The 14,680-nt window shown below is 66.5% G+C and carries 15 protein-coding genes and 1 tRNA gene; 6 read left to right on the forward strand and 10 right to left on the reverse strand.

The features are described from left to right. Nucleotides 1–45 precede the first annotated feature (45 nt). Nucleotides 46–1,263, forward strand: a complete 1,218-nt coding sequence (locus tag FOE78_RS22895) for an MFS transporter (protein ID WP_228265963.1) — start codon at nt 46–48, stop codon at nt 1,261–1,263. Nucleotides 1,264–1,633: 370 nt separating this feature from the next. On the opposite strand, the gene FOE78_RS22900 is transcribed toward FOE78_RS22895, so the two are convergent. Beyond that, nucleotides 1,634–2,137, reverse strand: coding sequence for a DinB family protein (locus tag FOE78_RS22900; protein ID WP_143988310.1), 504 nt, complete (start codon nt 2,135–2,137; stop codon nt 1,634–1,636). A gap of 49 nt (nt 2,138–2,186) precedes the next feature. Continuing rightward, the gene (locus FOE78_RS22905) at nt 2,187–3,938 is read right to left on the reverse strand and encodes an FAD-dependent oxidoreductase (protein WP_143988311.1); all 1,752 of its coding nucleotides are present in this window, start codon (nt 3,936–3,938) and stop codon (nt 2,187–2,189) included. 258 nt (nt 3,939–4,196) lie between these two features. Between FOE78_RS22905 and FOE78_RS22910 the strand changes: the two genes are divergently transcribed. From FOE78_RS22910 to FOE78_RS22920, 3 genes are read left to right on the forward strand one after another with little or no spacing between them, the layout of a single operon-like run. Then, nucleotides 4,197–5,576 carry an ABC transporter substrate-binding protein gene (locus FOE78_RS22910; RefSeq protein ID WP_168207643.1) on the forward strand — a complete coding sequence of 460 codons (1,380 nt, stop codon included), beginning with the start codon at nt 4,197–4,199 and terminating at the stop codon, nt 5,574–5,576. Next, the gene (locus tag FOE78_RS22915) at nt 5,567–6,886 is read left to right on the forward strand and encodes an ABC transporter permease (protein ID WP_210414726.1); all 1,320 of its coding nucleotides are present in this window, start codon (nt 5,567–5,569) and stop codon (nt 6,884–6,886) included. The genes FOE78_RS22910 and FOE78_RS22915 overlap by 10 nt, the downstream gene beginning before the upstream one ends. Next, nucleotides 6,883–7,776, forward strand: coding sequence for a carbohydrate ABC transporter permease (locus FOE78_RS22920; RefSeq protein ID WP_143988314.1), 894 nt, complete (start codon nt 6,883–6,885; stop codon nt 7,774–7,776). The genes FOE78_RS22915 and FOE78_RS22920 overlap by 4 nt, the downstream gene beginning before the upstream one ends. On the opposite strand, the gene FOE78_RS22925 is transcribed toward FOE78_RS22920, so the two are convergent. Genes FOE78_RS22925 through FOE78_RS22940 form a run of 4 tightly spaced genes read right to left on the reverse strand, consistent with a single transcriptional unit; the run spans nt 7,769 to nt 11,501 of the window. Beyond that, on the reverse strand, nt 7,769–8,413 hold the full coding sequence (locus tag FOE78_RS22925; RefSeq protein WP_143988315.1) for a response regulator transcription factor: 645 nt from the start codon (nt 8,411–8,413) through the stop codon (nt 7,769–7,771). The genes FOE78_RS22920 and FOE78_RS22925 overlap by 8 nt on opposite strands. A gap of 1 nt (nt 8,414) precedes the next feature. After that, the gene (locus FOE78_RS22930) at nt 8,415–10,286 is read right to left on the reverse strand and encodes a sensor histidine kinase (RefSeq protein ID WP_168207644.1); all 1,872 of its coding nucleotides are present in this window, start codon (nt 10,284–10,286) and stop codon (nt 8,415–8,417) included. Further along, on the reverse strand, nt 10,274–10,657 hold the full coding sequence (locus tag FOE78_RS22935; protein ID WP_143988317.1) for a TSUP family transporter: 384 nt from the start codon (nt 10,655–10,657) through the stop codon (nt 10,274–10,276). The genes FOE78_RS22930 and FOE78_RS22935 overlap by 13 nt, the downstream gene beginning before the upstream one ends. A 52-nt stretch (nt 10,658–10,709) precedes the next feature. Then, the gene (locus FOE78_RS22940; protein WP_228265964.1) at nt 10,710–11,501 is read right to left on the reverse strand and encodes a GntR family transcriptional regulator; all 792 of its coding nucleotides are present in this window, start codon (nt 11,499–11,501) and stop codon (nt 10,710–10,712) included. Between the two features lie 166 nt (nt 11,502–11,667). Here FOE78_RS22940 and FOE78_RS22945 point away from each other — a divergent pair, with 166 nt between their 5' ends. Continuing rightward, the gene (locus tag FOE78_RS22945; RefSeq protein WP_143988318.1) at nt 11,668–12,009 is read left to right on the forward strand and encodes a TfoX/Sxy family protein; all 342 of its coding nucleotides are present in this window, start codon (nt 11,668–11,670) and stop codon (nt 12,007–12,009) included. 31 nt (nt 12,010–12,040) lie between these two features. Here FOE78_RS22945 and FOE78_RS22950 read toward each other — a convergent pair whose 3' ends face one another. The 3 genes from FOE78_RS22950 to FOE78_RS22960 all read right to left on the reverse strand — a co-directional run bounded on the left by FOE78_RS22950 (nt 12,041) and on the right by FOE78_RS22960 (nt 13,070). Next, nucleotides 12,041–12,265, reverse strand: a complete 225-nt coding sequence (locus FOE78_RS22950; RefSeq protein WP_143988319.1) for a hypothetical protein — start codon at nt 12,263–12,265, stop codon at nt 12,041–12,043. Nucleotides 12,266–12,475: 210 nt separating this feature from the next. Next, nucleotides 12,476–12,548: transfer RNA gene (locus FOE78_RS22955), tRNA-Lys, on the reverse strand. A 111-nt stretch (nt 12,549–12,659) separates the two neighbouring features. Continuing rightward, nucleotides 12,660–13,070, reverse strand: a complete 411-nt coding sequence (locus tag FOE78_RS22960) for a DnaJ family domain-containing protein (protein ID WP_143988320.1) — start codon at nt 13,068–13,070, stop codon at nt 12,660–12,662. A 238-nt stretch (nt 13,071–13,308) separates the two neighbouring features. Here FOE78_RS22960 and FOE78_RS22965 point away from each other — a divergent pair, with 238 nt between their 5' ends. Further along, nucleotides 13,309–13,995 carry a hypothetical protein gene (locus FOE78_RS22965; protein WP_143988321.1) on the forward strand — a complete coding sequence of 229 codons (687 nt, stop codon included), beginning with the start codon at nt 13,309–13,311 and terminating at the stop codon, nt 13,993–13,995. Nucleotides 13,996–14,112: 117 nt separating this feature from the next. Here the strand turns inward: FOE78_RS22965 and FOE78_RS22970 are convergent, their stop codons facing one another. Next, nucleotides 14,113–14,466 carry a metallopeptidase family protein gene (locus FOE78_RS22970; RefSeq protein WP_143988322.1) on the reverse strand — a complete coding sequence of 118 codons (354 nt, stop codon included), beginning with the start codon at nt 14,464–14,466 and terminating at the stop codon, nt 14,113–14,115. Nucleotides 14,467–14,680 lie beyond the last annotated feature (214 nt).

Raw genomic sequence — 14,680 nt, forward strand, 5'->3', positions numbered from 1 at the left:
GTGATGCATTGGACTCATGCGTTCTCGGTGCCTACCGTCGGATCCGTGAGCAAGACAGCCGCCGAACCGACCGCCGCGGTACCCGTCGCCTGGCCCGGCTACGCGCGCGGCAGCAGCGGCTACCGGCGGATTCTGATCGCCCTCGGCGCCGCCGGCGTCGCCACCTTCGCGCAGCTCTACGCGCCGCAAGGCATCCTCCCGTTGATCGGGGGATCACTGCAGGTCGACGCAGCCCGGTCGGCGATGACCGTCTCCGCCGGCACTTTCGGTCTGGCCATCTCGGTGCTGGGCTGGTCCTGGCTGGCGGACCGGATCGGCCGGGCGCCGGCGATGAAGATCGCTCTGGCGGCGGCTGCCGTCCTCGGTCTGCTGACCGTCCTGGCCCCGAACTTCGAGGCCATGCTCGGGTTGCGGATCGCCGAGGGCGTGGCTCTCGGTGGAGTTCCCGCGCTCGCCATCGCCTACCTGCACGAGGAAGTCGAGCCGGGCCAGGTGGCGATCGCTGCCGGCACGTACATCTCCGGGACGACGGTCGGCGGCCTGCTCGGCCGGCTGGTGGCCGCCCCGTTCGCCGACTGGGGCGGCTGGCGGATCGGCATGCTCAGTGTCGCGGTGATGGCGGGCATCGCCTCGGTGCTCTTCATCCTGCTGATACCGGCGGCACGTGGTTTCCGGCCGACCGGCGCGTCCGGGCGGCAGGTGACGGCCGGACTGCGGGCGAATCTGAAGAACCCGGCCATGCTGGTGCTCTACGCCCAGGCGTTCCTGCTGATGGGCGGCTTCGTGGCGATCTACAACTACCTCGGCTATCGGCTCGAGGCGGCGCCGTTCGGACTCCCGGTCAGCTTGGCGGCGCTGATCTTCCTGGCCTACCTGGCCGGCACGGTGTCGTCTCGGATCGCCGGTGGCCTGGCCGCTCGTCGTGGCCGTCGGCCGGTGCTGCTGATCTCGACCGTGATCATGATCATCGGCGTCGCGCTCACTTTGCCCGACTGGCTGCCGACGATCTTGATCGGCTTGGTGATCTTGACCGCGGGCTTCTTCGGTGCGCACTCGATCGCCGCCGGTTGGGTCGGCGCCCGCGCGCGAACCGGAAAGGCGCAGGCGACCTCGCTCTACAACCTCTTCTACTACGGCGGATCCAGCCTGTTCGGCTGGCTCGGCGGCGTCGCCTACCTGGTCGGCTGGTTCGGTACGGCGTCGATGGTGCTCCTGCTGGCCGCGGCGGCGTTGCTGATCGCCGTTGTCGGGGCCCGCGACTGAGACCGGATCCGGACAGCCGGCCCGGGCCCGTACTGGTTTCGGTGATCATCCTGGGGCAGTAGCCGATGATCGGCCTACAGGCTGACGACCACGGCGGGCCGATGCGGAAGAGTCTTCACCGTGAGCGTTCTGCGACGCACACATCGGCGGATGAGGTCGACGATCTTCGAGGGGTCGATCGACGATCGCGGCGCCGATCTGGTTCGAAGGTCGACCTGAGGTCTCGGGGGAACGTCCGGTCCGACCCGACGAACACGTCGAGGAGTTGGGATGGTGGCAGTCCGCCGCCCACCATCCCAACTCCTTTCGGTGCCGCCAGGCGACCGTCCGCTACGAGATCCGCGAAGCCCGGACGGATCAGGAGCTGCGGTCAGTCGAAGCCGACGACACCGTCCAACTGCTCACGGAGGATGTCCAGCTGACCCGCGTGACGGGCGATCTCCTCGATCATGTGGGCATAGATCCAGCGCAGCGAGACCACGCCCAGCCGCGGATGGGAGCCGGTGTCATCAAGATCATGTTCGGCCGCGATCAGGCGGGATCGCTGACAGGCCTGCTGAAACTCCGCGATCAAGTTGCCGAGTTGATCATCATCCTCGAGCCGGAACTGCCAGTCCGGGTCGACGTCGCGCCACTGCGGACGCGGCCGACCCTGTAGAACCTCGACGAACCAGGCTTCCTCGACCCAGCGCAGATGCTTGATCAAACCCGCCACCGTGGTCGGCGAATCGACCAGCCGACGTCGTGCCGCGGCCTCATCCAGTCCGGCGGCCTTGCGTACGGCAATGGCTCGATACTGCTCCAGGAATCCTTCCAGGACAGCACGTTCGGGGTCGGTGCCGTTCGGAGCCGGCAGCGCTTCGGGAATGATCATCGCCTCACTCTACGAATCGAACGACGGGCCGCTCCGCATGATCGCCTGATCATGAGATCGGTACGTCGGCGCTCGCAGCCAGCCAGCGATGGACCAGCGGCACCACCGACGCACCCTCGCCGCTGGCCGCCGCCACCCGCTTCATCGAACCGGAGCGGATGTCCCCGGCGGCGAACACGCCCGGCACCGTCGTGGCCAGATCGGTCGGCGGAATCCCTTGCTGCCAAGCACTCTGCGGCACGTCTCGTCCCGTCAGCACGAATCCATGATCATCGCGGGCAATGGCGTCGGGCAACCAGTCGCAGTGTGGCTGAGCACCCAGCAGCAGGAACAAGCCGCCCGCCGGTACGGTGCTCCGTTCGCCGGTCCGGGTGTCCTCCAGGCACAGCCACTCCAGCGCATCGTGGCCGCCGCCGTCGACGACCGTCGTACACGTTTGTACGGTTATCCCTGCCGTGTAAGCGATCTCGCCGATCAGATAGGAGGACATGGTCTCCTCCAACCCGGGTCGTCTGATCACCAACCGGACCGACCGGGCGAACCGAGCCAGGTGCACCGCTGCCTGACCGGCGGAGTTTCCGCCGCCGACCACCACCACGTCGCGGCCCTCCATCTCCCGCGCCGCAGTCAACGCGGCGCCGTAGTGGACGCCGGTGCCGACGAGTTGCTCCAGCGGTTCGACGCCGAGCTTGCGGTAGGTGACGCCGTTGGCGATCACCACCGAACGCGCACGGATCGTCCCACCCTCGGTGTGCAGCAGATGCGGTGAACCCGGCACCATCCGCTGCACCGGCCAACCGGTGAAGAATTCCGCACCGAATCGCAGCGCCTGGTTGCGTGCGCGTTGAGCCAGCCGCATGCCGGAGATGCCACGTGGGAAACCGAGATAGTTCCTGATCATGGAACTGGTCCCGGCCTGGCCACCGATCGCCCCGGACTCGATCACCACCGTGGACAAGCCTTCGGACGCGCCGTAGACCGCGGTGGCCAGCCCGGCCGGACCGGCGCCGACCACCGCAAGATCAACAACTCCCGGCACTCCGTCCGGCGCGCCGTAGATCGATCGGGCGACCTCGCTGACCGATTTCGGCGCCAGCGGATCCCGCACCACCGACCAGACCAGCGGATATTCCGCGTCGGCCGGGAACCGATCGCGCACCAGCCGGCCAACCTCGGAATCGGGATGGTAGAGCCCGGTCGGCATACCCATCCGGTCGAAGAAGTCACGGATCTCGGTGACCAGCGGGGTCGCCGTCGGCGCGATGATCTTGGCGGTCACCGCTTCCGGATCCGGCACGGTGGAGCCCCAGTCCGACAACAGATCGGTGATCGCGTTGTGGAATTCCTCGTCCCGCGGGCCGCGTGGCATCAGCAGGTACGCGTCGTACTTGCCCTTGGCCATGCCCTGGCGCAGCGACGGACCGTCGACCGTGAATCGCTCCATCGGCGTAACGATCGCGCGTCGCGCGGTCGGCACCGCCGCCCGCCACTTGCCGAACGCGACCAAGATCGATTCGTCCGGCAGCCGGGAATCGGCTACCAGCAAAGCAATCTGGCGGCCTTGCTGCTGAAGTTCGTCGATCACCTCCAACGCCGCGGCGCAGGAGGTGGCAGTCTGCAGCAGGTAGTCGCGCCCGTACCGCCAGAACTCCTCCAACAGACGATCCGCGTGCTCCCCGGAGATCAGCACGATCGCCGGCTGCGGCCCGGCACCGTGACGGTCGTGGGGTACGGCAACAGAGTCTGCGGCGAGTGCGGGGTCGGCGTCGGAGACGGCGGGGAACGGAGCCGGTACGGTCATGGCGCCCAACCTACTGACCGGGAATGCCCTGCTGCGGGGCCAGGGCGACCGCGCTGGTCCGGTGGTCCACCCCCGAGGCTTGCTCGTAGCCCGCCTCGCCTGGGCCGAACCTGAGACTCTGGGAAGCGGAGAGCCCTGGCGGGCAAGATGAAAGTGGCCGCCCGGATTCCACCCGATGCGCCAGGTTTTGCTACGAACCCGACGATGTGTGCTCTCCGGACCGCGACCGGACGATCGGTACACGTACGAGGAGGGGACGTGGCAGCGCGAAGGAGAAGGATCTGGCTCGGTGTCCTGGCGGTGGCCTCATCGCTGTCGTTGGTTGCCTGTAGCGGTTCGGGCAACAACAGCAGCGGGTCGCCGAGTTCGTCGGCGAAAAGTCCGGCAGCCTCCAGCAGTCCGAGCGCCAGCAGCCCGGACCTGAGCGGTAAGTCGTTCACGATCCTCGGACAGTGGACCGGCGGTGAGCAGAAGGCCTTCCAGGCGGTGATCGACGCCTTCGACAAGAAGACCGGCGCCAGCGGGAAGTACACCCCCGCGGCGGGCGGTGACGAGGCGACCGTCCTCGGCACCAAGGTGGCCGGCGGCAACCCGCCGGATGTGGCGATCCTGTCGCTGCCCGGCGCGATCGCCCAGTACGCCTCGTCCGGCAAGCTCCAGCCGGCTACCGCTGCGATGCAGTCCGCGACCAACGACAACTTCAGCAAGGAGTGGGCCACCCTGGGCTCGTACAAGGGCAAGTTGTACGGGGTTCCGGTGGACGCGTCGAACAAGTCGACCATCTGGTACAACGCGAAGTTGTTCTCCAATGCGGGACTCAAGTCTGCCCCGGCGACCTGGAACGATTTGATCAAGGACGGGCACACGTTGTCCGACTCCGGGGTCGCAGTGCCGATCTCGGTCGGGGGTGGCGACGGCTGGACGTTGACCGACTGGTTCGAGAACGTCTACCTGCGTACGGCAGGTTTGAGCATGTACGACAAGCTCACCAAGCACGAGATCAAATGGACCGATCCGTCCGTCACCAAGGCCCTGGACACGCTGAAGCAGATCTGGGGCAGCAAGGCGTTGATCGGTGACCCGGCGCAGGCGGTCAAGGTGCCGTTCACCGCGTCGGTGGACAACGTGTTCAAGGCGAACCCGAAGTCGGCGCTGGTCTACGAGGCGAGCTTCGTGGCGACCACGATCACCAGCGACAAGTTGCCGGCCAAGGTCGGCACCGACGCCAAGGTCGCTCCGTTCCCGTCCGTGGACGGTTCCAAGCCGGTGGTCGAGGCGGCCGGTGACTTCGCGGTCGGTTTCACCAAGAACGAGGCGGCCAGCCAGTTCATGGCCTATCTCGGCAGTGCCGAAGCCGCGAAACTCCTGGTCGGCACCGCCGGCAGCGGCTTCATCTCGGCGAACAAGAATCTGCAGGTCCCCGACTACAACGACCCGGTGTCCGGTCAACTGGGCAAGCAGATCGTCGATGTCGGCAACAACTTCCGCTTCGACATGTCGGACCAGGCTCCGGCCGCGTTCGGCGGCACCCCGAACAAGGGTGAATGGGCCGACCTGCAGTCCTTCCTGACCACCGGCAACGTCAAGGCCACACAGCAGCAGCTGGAGAAGGACGCCAGCGCGGTCAAGTGGCAGTGACTGTGCGACGTCGATCGCCGGGCGAAAGCGTCTGGGTCGGCCTGATCTTCCTGTTTCCTGCTGCTGTGTTCCTGCTGGCCATCGTGTTCTACCCGATGATCTACACGCTGATCCGCAGCTTCTTTCACGACGGGCCGAGCGGGCAGGCCACCGGATTCGCCGGATTGTCCAACTACATCTCGATCTTCACCTCCAGCGACTCGTTGAAGGCGTTCGAGAACAACATTCTCTGGGTGATCATCGTGCCCGCCGTGGTCACCGTGTTGGGCTTGTTCTTCGCCGTGCTCACCGAACGAATCCGCTGGCGGTCGGCGTTCAAGATCGTTTTGTTCATGCCGATGGCGATCTCCTTCCTGGCTTCGGGAGTCACCTGGTCGTTGATCTACGTCGACAACCCCAGCCAAGGTCTGGCCAACGCGGTTGCGACCGGCATCCACGACACCTTCCATCCGCAGCAGACCTATCCGGAGCTGCATCCCAGCGGCACCGCGACCGCGTTGAAGGGCAATGCGAGCCAGGGCTACACCTCCACCAAGGCCTACCCCGTGCCGAGTCAGGCGTTGTTGCCGTTGACCGGGCTCGACCTGACCAGTCCGCCGCCGAACGCGCACGCCGCGGTCGCGCCGGCCCCCGGCCGCGGTCTGAACGGCGTGGTCTGGAACGATTTCAAGCTCGGTGGCGGCGGCAAGCCCGGCGTGATCAACCCCGGCGAACTCGGCATTCCGCAGCTCACCGTCGAGGCGGTACGCAACGGGTCGGTCCAAGCCACCACAAAGACTGCCGACGACGGCTCGTTCAGCTTTGCCGATCTGCCGTCCGGCAACTACCAGCTCGTCTTGCCGGCCGGCGACTTCGCGCCGGCCTACGACGGGATCTCCTGGCTGGGCAAGGATCTGATCACGCCGTCGATCATGGTCGCCTACCTGTGGATCTATGCCGGCTTCGCGATGGTGCTGCTGGCCGCGGGGATGTCACAGCTGCCGCGCGACACGTTGGAGGCAGCCCGGATCGACGGCGCCTCGGAGTGGCAGGTGTTCCGGCGGATCACCGTGCCGCTGCTGTCCCCGGTGCTGCTGGTGGTGTTCGTCACGATGTTGATCAACGTGCTGAAGATCTTCGACATCGTCTTCATCATGCAGCAGGCCGCCGGCGGGAACGCCCGTTACGCCAACGTGCTGGCGGTCCAGCTCTACACCGACTACGGCAATCAGCAGTTCGGCGCAGCCAGCGCGATCGGGATCGTCCTGGTGCTGTTGGTGATTCCGGCGATGATCTTCCAGATTCGCCGCTTCAGAAGGGATGAGCGATGACCGCGATCAGCAACACCGGAATCGTTACCGGTCCGGCCCGGCGCGGCTGGGCGTCGCGGCTGGCGTCGAGCGCCGGCGGTGGCGTGTTGCAGATCGTTCTCATCGTCGTCGGGTTGCTGTGGCTGCTGCCGACCTTCGGTCTGCTGGTGGAGTCGCTGCGCGATCCGGCGCAGTACGCCAACGGCGGCTGGTGGCAGGCCATCGTCCACCCGGCCCAGCTGACGGTGGCGAACTACCAGACGTTGCTGCAGAACCCGATCATGCGCAGCAGCTTGATCAACACCGTGTTGATCACGGTCCCGGCAACGATCTTGGTGGTGCTGATCGGGTCCGCGGCCGGTTACGCCTTTGCCTGGATGCGTTTCCCGGGTCGAGACGCGATCTTCCTGGTGGTGGTCGGCCTGCTGGTGATTCCGATTCAGATCGCGCTGATCCCCGTGGTCAAGCTGTACGGGTTGCTCGGCCTGACCGGTTCGCTGATCTCGGTGATCTTCTTCCACGTCGGTTTCGGGTTGCCGTTCGCGATCTTCCTGCTGCGTAACTACTTCGCCGGGATCCCGCGCGATCTGATGGAGGCGGCCCGGATCGACGGCGCCGGCGAGGGACGGATCTTCTTCAGCGTCATCCTTCCGCTGGGGATGCCGGCGATCGCCTCGTTGGGCATCTTCCAGTTCCTGTGGGTGTGGAACGACCTGCTGGTGGCGTTGGTGTTCAGCAACAGTTCCAGTCAGCCGATCACGGTGGCGCTGGCGAGTCAGACCCGTCAGTTCGGCAGCAGCATCGACGTGCTCGCGCCGGGAGCCTTTCTGTCGTTGGTGATTCCGTTGATCGTCTTCCTCGCCTTCCAGCGCTACTTCGTCCAGGGCGTGATGGCCGGTTCGGTCAAGTAACAGCCTCGAGGTACGTGAGGATGGCACGGACCCGGCGATTATCGGTGGCCGCGTCGTCCAGGTCGAGCTTGATCAGGATGTTGGCGATGTGGGTTTCCACGGTCCGTTCCGACAGGCACAGTCGATTGCTGATCGCCGCGTTGGAACGGCCTTCTGCCATCAGTGCCAGCACCTCACGCTCTCGGCTGGTGAGCCGATCCAGCACAGTGCCGGAACGGTGCCGCCCGAGCAATCGCGCCACCACCTCGGGATCGAGGACAGAGCCGCCGGCGGCAACCCGTTCCAGCGCCACCAGGAATTCGTCCACGTCCAGCACCCGATCCTTCAACAGGTAGCCGAAGCCGTCGGTCCCGGACCCGACCAGCTCGACGGATCGCCGGACCTCGATGTGCTGGGAGAGCAGCAGCACCGGTGTGGGTGGATTCCAGGCCCGGATCTCCAACGCTGCTTGGATTCCTTCGTCACGGGCCGGCATCCGGACGTCGAGCACGACCACGTCGGGGCGATGCGCCCGGACCTGGGCCACCGCGGTCGCCGCGTCCGCGGCCCGTCCCACCACCTCGTGTCCGGCCGAGTTCAACAGGGCGGCCAGTCCCTCCCGGAACAGTGCGGAGTCCTCGCCGATCACGACGCGCATCTCAGGCCTCGGCTCGGACACCGGGACGTCGACCGGACCGGTCACGGGTGTCGGCCGGACGATCCCGTACCGGCTTCGGAGCGCTCGGCAGCGTGATCGAGATCGTGGTGCCACCACCGATCGGCGATCGGATGCCGAATCGTCCGCCGATCGCGAGCACCCGTTCCCGGATGCCCGCCAGACCGACCCCGATCGCCGGGTCGGCTCCGCCGCGGCCGTCGTCGGAAACGCTGACCAGCAAGGCGTTCTCGGTTCGGTTCGCGAAGATCCGGATGGTCGTGGCTCCGGCGTGCTTGAGTGCGTTCGCCACGGCTTCGGCCGCCACGTAGTAGGCCGTCGTACAGACCGCGTCCGGCAACTCGCCGGCGGTGGCCTCCACCGACACCAGCTGAGGCGCCTGCCGCGCCAACTCTGCCAAGGCCGCTTCCAGTCCGTCGTCCAGCGCGCTGGGCCTGACCCCGTGCGCCAACTGCCGCAACTCCGCGACTGCCGTGGCCAACTCCGCAACGGTCTGGTCCAAGGCGACCTCCACGTCGGCGTCGGCGATGCCGGACCGCTGCAGCACGCGCAGCCGCATCCCCAGCGCGACCAGTCGTTGCTGTGCGCCGTCATGCAGATCGCGTTCGAGGCGTCGGCGTTCCTCGTCGCCCGCGATCAGGATCCGCTGCCGTGATGCCGCGATCTCACCGAGCGCCTGAGTCAACTCCGTACGCAATCGGACGGCTTCCAGCACCGGTGCGGCCGCGACGGCAACGGCTCGCGCGGGCGGTTTGACGCGTTGCCGGGATCCGATGATGGCGCCGATCTCCTCTCCTCGGCTGCGGACCACCACAGCCCGTCGGTCCAGGTCGGCGTCGATCGCCAATTCATGATCAACTTCGTCGCCCTGCACGGTGACCGGGTGAGCGTCGCTGAGCCGGTGCAGGACGACGCGCAGCCCGGGGTCGCGCAACGCCTGCCGCAGAACGGTCTCGATCAGTTCCGGTTCGGCGGTGCCGGCATCGACCTGGCACCGCAACAGCCGGAGGGCGCGAATCGCGCGTTCTCGTTCGGGATAGACGACCCGGCCGATGGCTGGCCCGAGCAACCGGTACAGCGGGATCATCAGCAGCATCAGCACGGCCGTCGCCACGATCGTCACCGCCGGTGAGTCGGTGAGGATGTGGGGTCCGGCGGCCGAGGCGATCGCGATCAAGATCAACATCAATCCGGTCAGCGCCGTCGTTGTCGCGGTCGCCACCGTGGCCCGATCGATGTCGAACCAGGTCGGCCGCAGCAGCGCGACGGTGACCGCGGCCGGGATGACCACGTACATCACCAGCAGTCCGAAGACGACAAGATCGGGTTGTCCGCTGAGCAGGTAGCCGATCCAGCACAGCAGCAGAGTGAGCGGGAGACTGCTCCCGGCCAGCAGCATCCAGCGCAACTGCAGGCGCTGCCGTTCATCGCTGCGGCGGTAGCGAGGGATCAGCGAGGACACGGCTGCGATCAGGAGAGCGAAGAAGCCGAGCACCAACACGACTCCGATGACCTGGAGCACACCGGCGACGTCGCGGGCAGCCCCGGTGACAGTGTGATCATCCGGATTGACGCCGACGTACCAGGATGTCGCGATCAGCAGATTGAAGACCGCCGGCACTGCGACGACTGCGAAAGCCAGCCGTCGCCAGCCGGCCGAGCCGAACCAGCCGTCGGGCATCACCAGCACGATCAACGCGTACGGAAGGTAGAGCAGCATCCAACTGCCCGACAAGGCGCCGTTGTCGGGCAATTCGGTGACGATGGTGGCGACCGCGGCGGCGGCGAGCAACGGCCCTTGCGGCCGGCCCGGCGCCTTCCACGCCAGCAGTGTGGCCAAGATCAAATTGACCACGGCGACGACCGCGGTGACCAGCAGTTGGCCGGGATCGGTCGCGGCCGGCGAGGGCGCGGGGACAGCTGCGAGTTGATCATGATCCCGAGCGGGGTCCCGATCGCGGCGGTGATCGACAGCACGACGGCGGTTCGCGCGTTCTGTGGAGTCCGAAGTTGTCCGGACCGCAGATAGGCGGCGGTGCCGAGCGCTCCGGTGGCCACATGAGTAACGATCGCCGTGCCGGCCACTTCGGCCGGAGTCAGCGTGGTCAGAGCGACCAGACCGATGGTGGGAAGGACTCCTCCGGGGCCGATCGCCGTGATGCCGATCCCGCCGGCCAGACCGAGGATTGCGAGCAGGATCATGATCAACGGCGAGCTGCCGCCCATGGCGATTCTCCTTTACTGCAAGTCGACTCCGGCCACATCGATCGGATGGCGATCACAGCGGATCGGCGCGATGATCACGGTGGACGACGGCCTGCAGGGCAAAGCGGTCGGCCCGGATCTGCAGCACCTCGCTGTCGACGGCCATGCCGTCGTCGAGTCGAGTCAGTCGCTCGATGGTGAAGATCGCCGCGCCGTCCGGCAGGTCCAACAGTTCGGCGACGTGCGGCTCCGCGACAGCGGCGTGCACGGTGATCTCGGCCCGGCCCAACCGCGTACCGGTGGTCTGCTCGATCAACGCGAACACGTCGGAGCCGGCCAGATCCGCCGCCAGCAAGGGCTCACCGACCTCGTACGTCAAGTAGCTGACATCGTAGGACAGTGGCTCGTCGTTGATGAACCGCAGCCGCTCCAGGCGTACGCCGCCGGCCGTCGGGTCGATCTCGAGCTGGGCAGCCACCTGGTCCGGCAGCCTGGCGATCGACTCTGCGACCAGCACCCGGTTTCGTACGGTGCCGTAGCCGGCAAGCGTCTCCGCCAGCCCGGCCAGCCGATCCAGCCCGTGGCCGTACTTCGCTGACGCGACGGTGGTGCCGGCACCGCGTTTGCGGTCGATCAGGCCCTGCTGACTCAGCAGCTGCAGGGCTTCGCGAACGGTGTTGCGCGACGCTTCGAAGTCGCGCACCAGCACTGCCTCGTCGAGCCGGGCGCCGACTGCGAGTTTGCCGGCCAGGATCTGTCCGCGTAGTCGGTCCGCAAGGTCGTGTGCCCGGTCGGCCCGTGGGTGTGCCGAGGTCCATCCGGCCGGTATTCGTCGCGGCGTTGCACGGTGTTTGGTCGAGGGCACCGAGCAACCTTAGCAACTTCCGCCAGAGTTCCGCCACATTGCTGTTCGCCGCGGTCCCGAGCCGGCAGTGGTTAGCTTCTGGTAGCGGCTCGTCACTCCTGCGCATCCGCCGAGAGCGTTCGTAACCGCTCACTTTTACGGAATTCCTGACTTTCGGGAGATGGCCATGACCGCACAGGATGACCTGGTCGAACGTGTCCGCGCCGCGCTCGCGGACCACCCGTCGCTGCGGGAGGTCGCAATGTTCGGCGGCCGATCGTTCATGATCAACGACAAGATTGCCGTGGCCGCCCGCAAGGGTGGCGATCTCCTGGTCCGGGTGGCCGCGGCGGACCACGCCGAGCTCATCAAGCGTCCCGGCGCAGGCCAGGCGACGATGGGCACAGACCGAACCATGGGGCCGGGTTGGATCTCGGTCGAAGCCGCGTCGCTCGACACCGAAGCCGAATTGGCGTACTGGCTGGAGATCGCCGTGAACTACAACCGATCCGTCACCGACCAGGGCTGAAGCCCCAAGCCTGCAAAGGAGAACTCGGGACTCACGACCGGAGCGGCCCGGCCGTCGTGTGCCGACGTCGCAGCCCGAGCACCAGCAGGACCACCCCGCCGGCAGCCACCGCGGCTCCGATGTAGATCCAGACCCGCTCCCCCGTCATCGCGCTGCCGCCGATCAGGTTCAACCCCTGACCGACCCAGAGCGCTCCGACCAGCAGAGCGAGAACACCCACCACGATCATGGCGATACGAACCGGCCGAGAGTGCATCCTCAGCCCCTTCTCTCGTTGCCGACCTGCCGAGGCCGACAAGGACCCCGAAGCCGTTGGCCGCGGCCTCGACTCCAGCCTGGCACTCGGCCCGACAGCGGATAGAGGCGAAGATCCCGAGTTGCCGCAGTCGGGTTTGGGAAAATCCGAGCCCGCCGAGCTTGACCGCGTACGAGCGCCGGCGCCGCGGATCGGCGCGCCAGTTCCAGGTGGGCCCCGTGGGACTCGAACCCACAACCCGCGGATTAAAAGTCCGCTGCTCTGCCAATTGAGCTAGAGGCCCGTCGAACGCACTCGCGATCGAGCGACGCTCAAGCGTAGCGGTCGACGACCGATTCGCGTCGGCGGGCGGTGCGCGTCATGGGGTCACAGCGTCGCCGAGGAGGTAGCGCGATCACGTGCCGCGCTGATCGCGCCACTCGCCGACCACCCGATCGGCGCTGACCGTACGCAGGAAGGAGTCCGGGCCACGGTTGTGACCGGACGGCGGCCTCAGCCGCATCTCGCGGATCCGGCGGTTGAGTTCCTCGACGACATCTCGGACTTCCTGCTCGGTTCGCAGCTCCGACACCGTGTCGACGATCTTCTCGGCCTCCTTGCGCAGCGCCAACTCCGGCGGCAGCACCCCGGACAGGTCCTCGCGCTGCACCCATTGGGTCACCCAGTCGCGCGCGCCGTGCCCGGTCAGGTTGGGCAGCGGCTTGCCGTATCCCGGCAGGTTGTCGAATTCGCCGCGCTCCTGCGCCTCGCGGATCAGCCGGTCCTGCATCGATTCGCCGACCCTCGGCTTCTGTTGGTCATTCATCTCGGTCTCCCAAGGGACTATGTGAATGGCTTCACAAGCACCCTAGCGCGCCGGCCGCGATCGGTCGAGCCCCCGACGAGACCTGTCGCGCCCCATCAGCCGCGCGCGAAATCTGCCTTCGCACCGGAAATTTCGAGTGCGGCGGTCGATCTCGGGTGCGGCTGGGAGCAGTCGGACGCCGCTCGCCGATGGCTGCCGAAGCCGCGCTCGCGACCGATCGCCTGGCAGGCTGGGCGGCATGGATGCTTGGTTGATCGGGTTGATCGCGCTGCTGGTGGTCGGCATCGGCGTGATCGCGTACGGAGGTTTGTCGGACCGCCGCAAGCACCAGCGCGAGGTCACCGCGCTGCTGTCACCGCCGCCGCGCACAGTGCCGCAGTTGGACCCGAGCGCCAGGACCCCGCGATACGTCACCACGTTGCAGGCGCACCGACCGCCGGCCGCCGGCGAACGCCCCCAGCTCAGCGATGATCAACGCGAAACGATCAAGCACGAGTTGAGGTCAGCTGTCACGGTCCCGATCGGGTACTCCTCCGAGGCATTCCTGACCGACCGTTCCACCGGCTGGGCCGTCCTTGATCATCCCCGGGTACTGGTCAGCGCGGAGCCGATCATGAGCGTTCGCGAGCTGATCTCGATCATCGAACACATGATCACCGACGGGGACGGACTAGTGATCGCGGCCCCGTCGATGGCACCCGACGTGCTGGACACCCTGGAGGTCAATCACATCCAGCGCAAGATCGATCTGCTGGTCCTGCTGACCCGGGATCCGGCACCGATGGACAAGATCATCGAGACCACCGGAGCAACCCTGATCAGCCGGATCGATCTGCAGAACGGTTCGGTTGCCGATCGCGATCTCGGGCACTGCGATCGCTGGGTGAGCGACCGGCGCAGCAGCCATTTGATCATGAACCACTGACTCTTTTCGCTCCAGCCGGAGTCCCACAAATCCGGGCCGCCAGTGCCTCCGGTGCAGTTGACTTGTCAGACCGCAATCCCTGTGTGGGCAGGGATCCAGCTCGAACGGCTGCACCGATCAGCCGTATCCGAGTCTATGCAGTTGATCATCACTGATGCCGAAGTGATGCGCGATCTCATGTACGACAGTGATGTGGACCTCGTGCACCACCTCCTCCGCCGTGTTGCAGATCTGCAGGATCGTGCCGCGGAAGATCGTGATCCGATCGGGCAGCACCCCGGCGTAGTTGTGATCCCGTTCGGTCAGCGGGACGCCGTGATACAAGCCGAGCAGGTACGGCCCGCCCGGAGGTGGCCAGTCCTCGACCATGATCACCACGTTGTCGATCAAGTCCGCCAGCGCCCGCGGCACGTCCGCCAAGGCGCGTTCGACCAGACGGTCGAAGTCGTCGGCAGGCATCGTGATCGGCATCGGCCAAGTCTTGCCGATGATTCGCGTCGGACAACCACCAGGGCACCAGAATCACACCAGTGCAATTTGTACCCCGCGGTTCGGCGTGTCGGGTTGCGAGAGCCGTCGCAACGACACTCACCTGTTGATCTTCGTCGGGAATCGTAGTTAGTCTCCTGGGGAATTTGTGACTGCTGTTACTGACGTGATTGGGGATTCGCAGGGTGCAGCAGCG

This window comes from Microlunatus elymi (genome assembly GCF_007362775.1).
GTDB lineage: Bacteria > Actinomycetota > Actinomycetes > Propionibacteriales > Propionibacteriaceae > Microlunatus > Microlunatus elymi.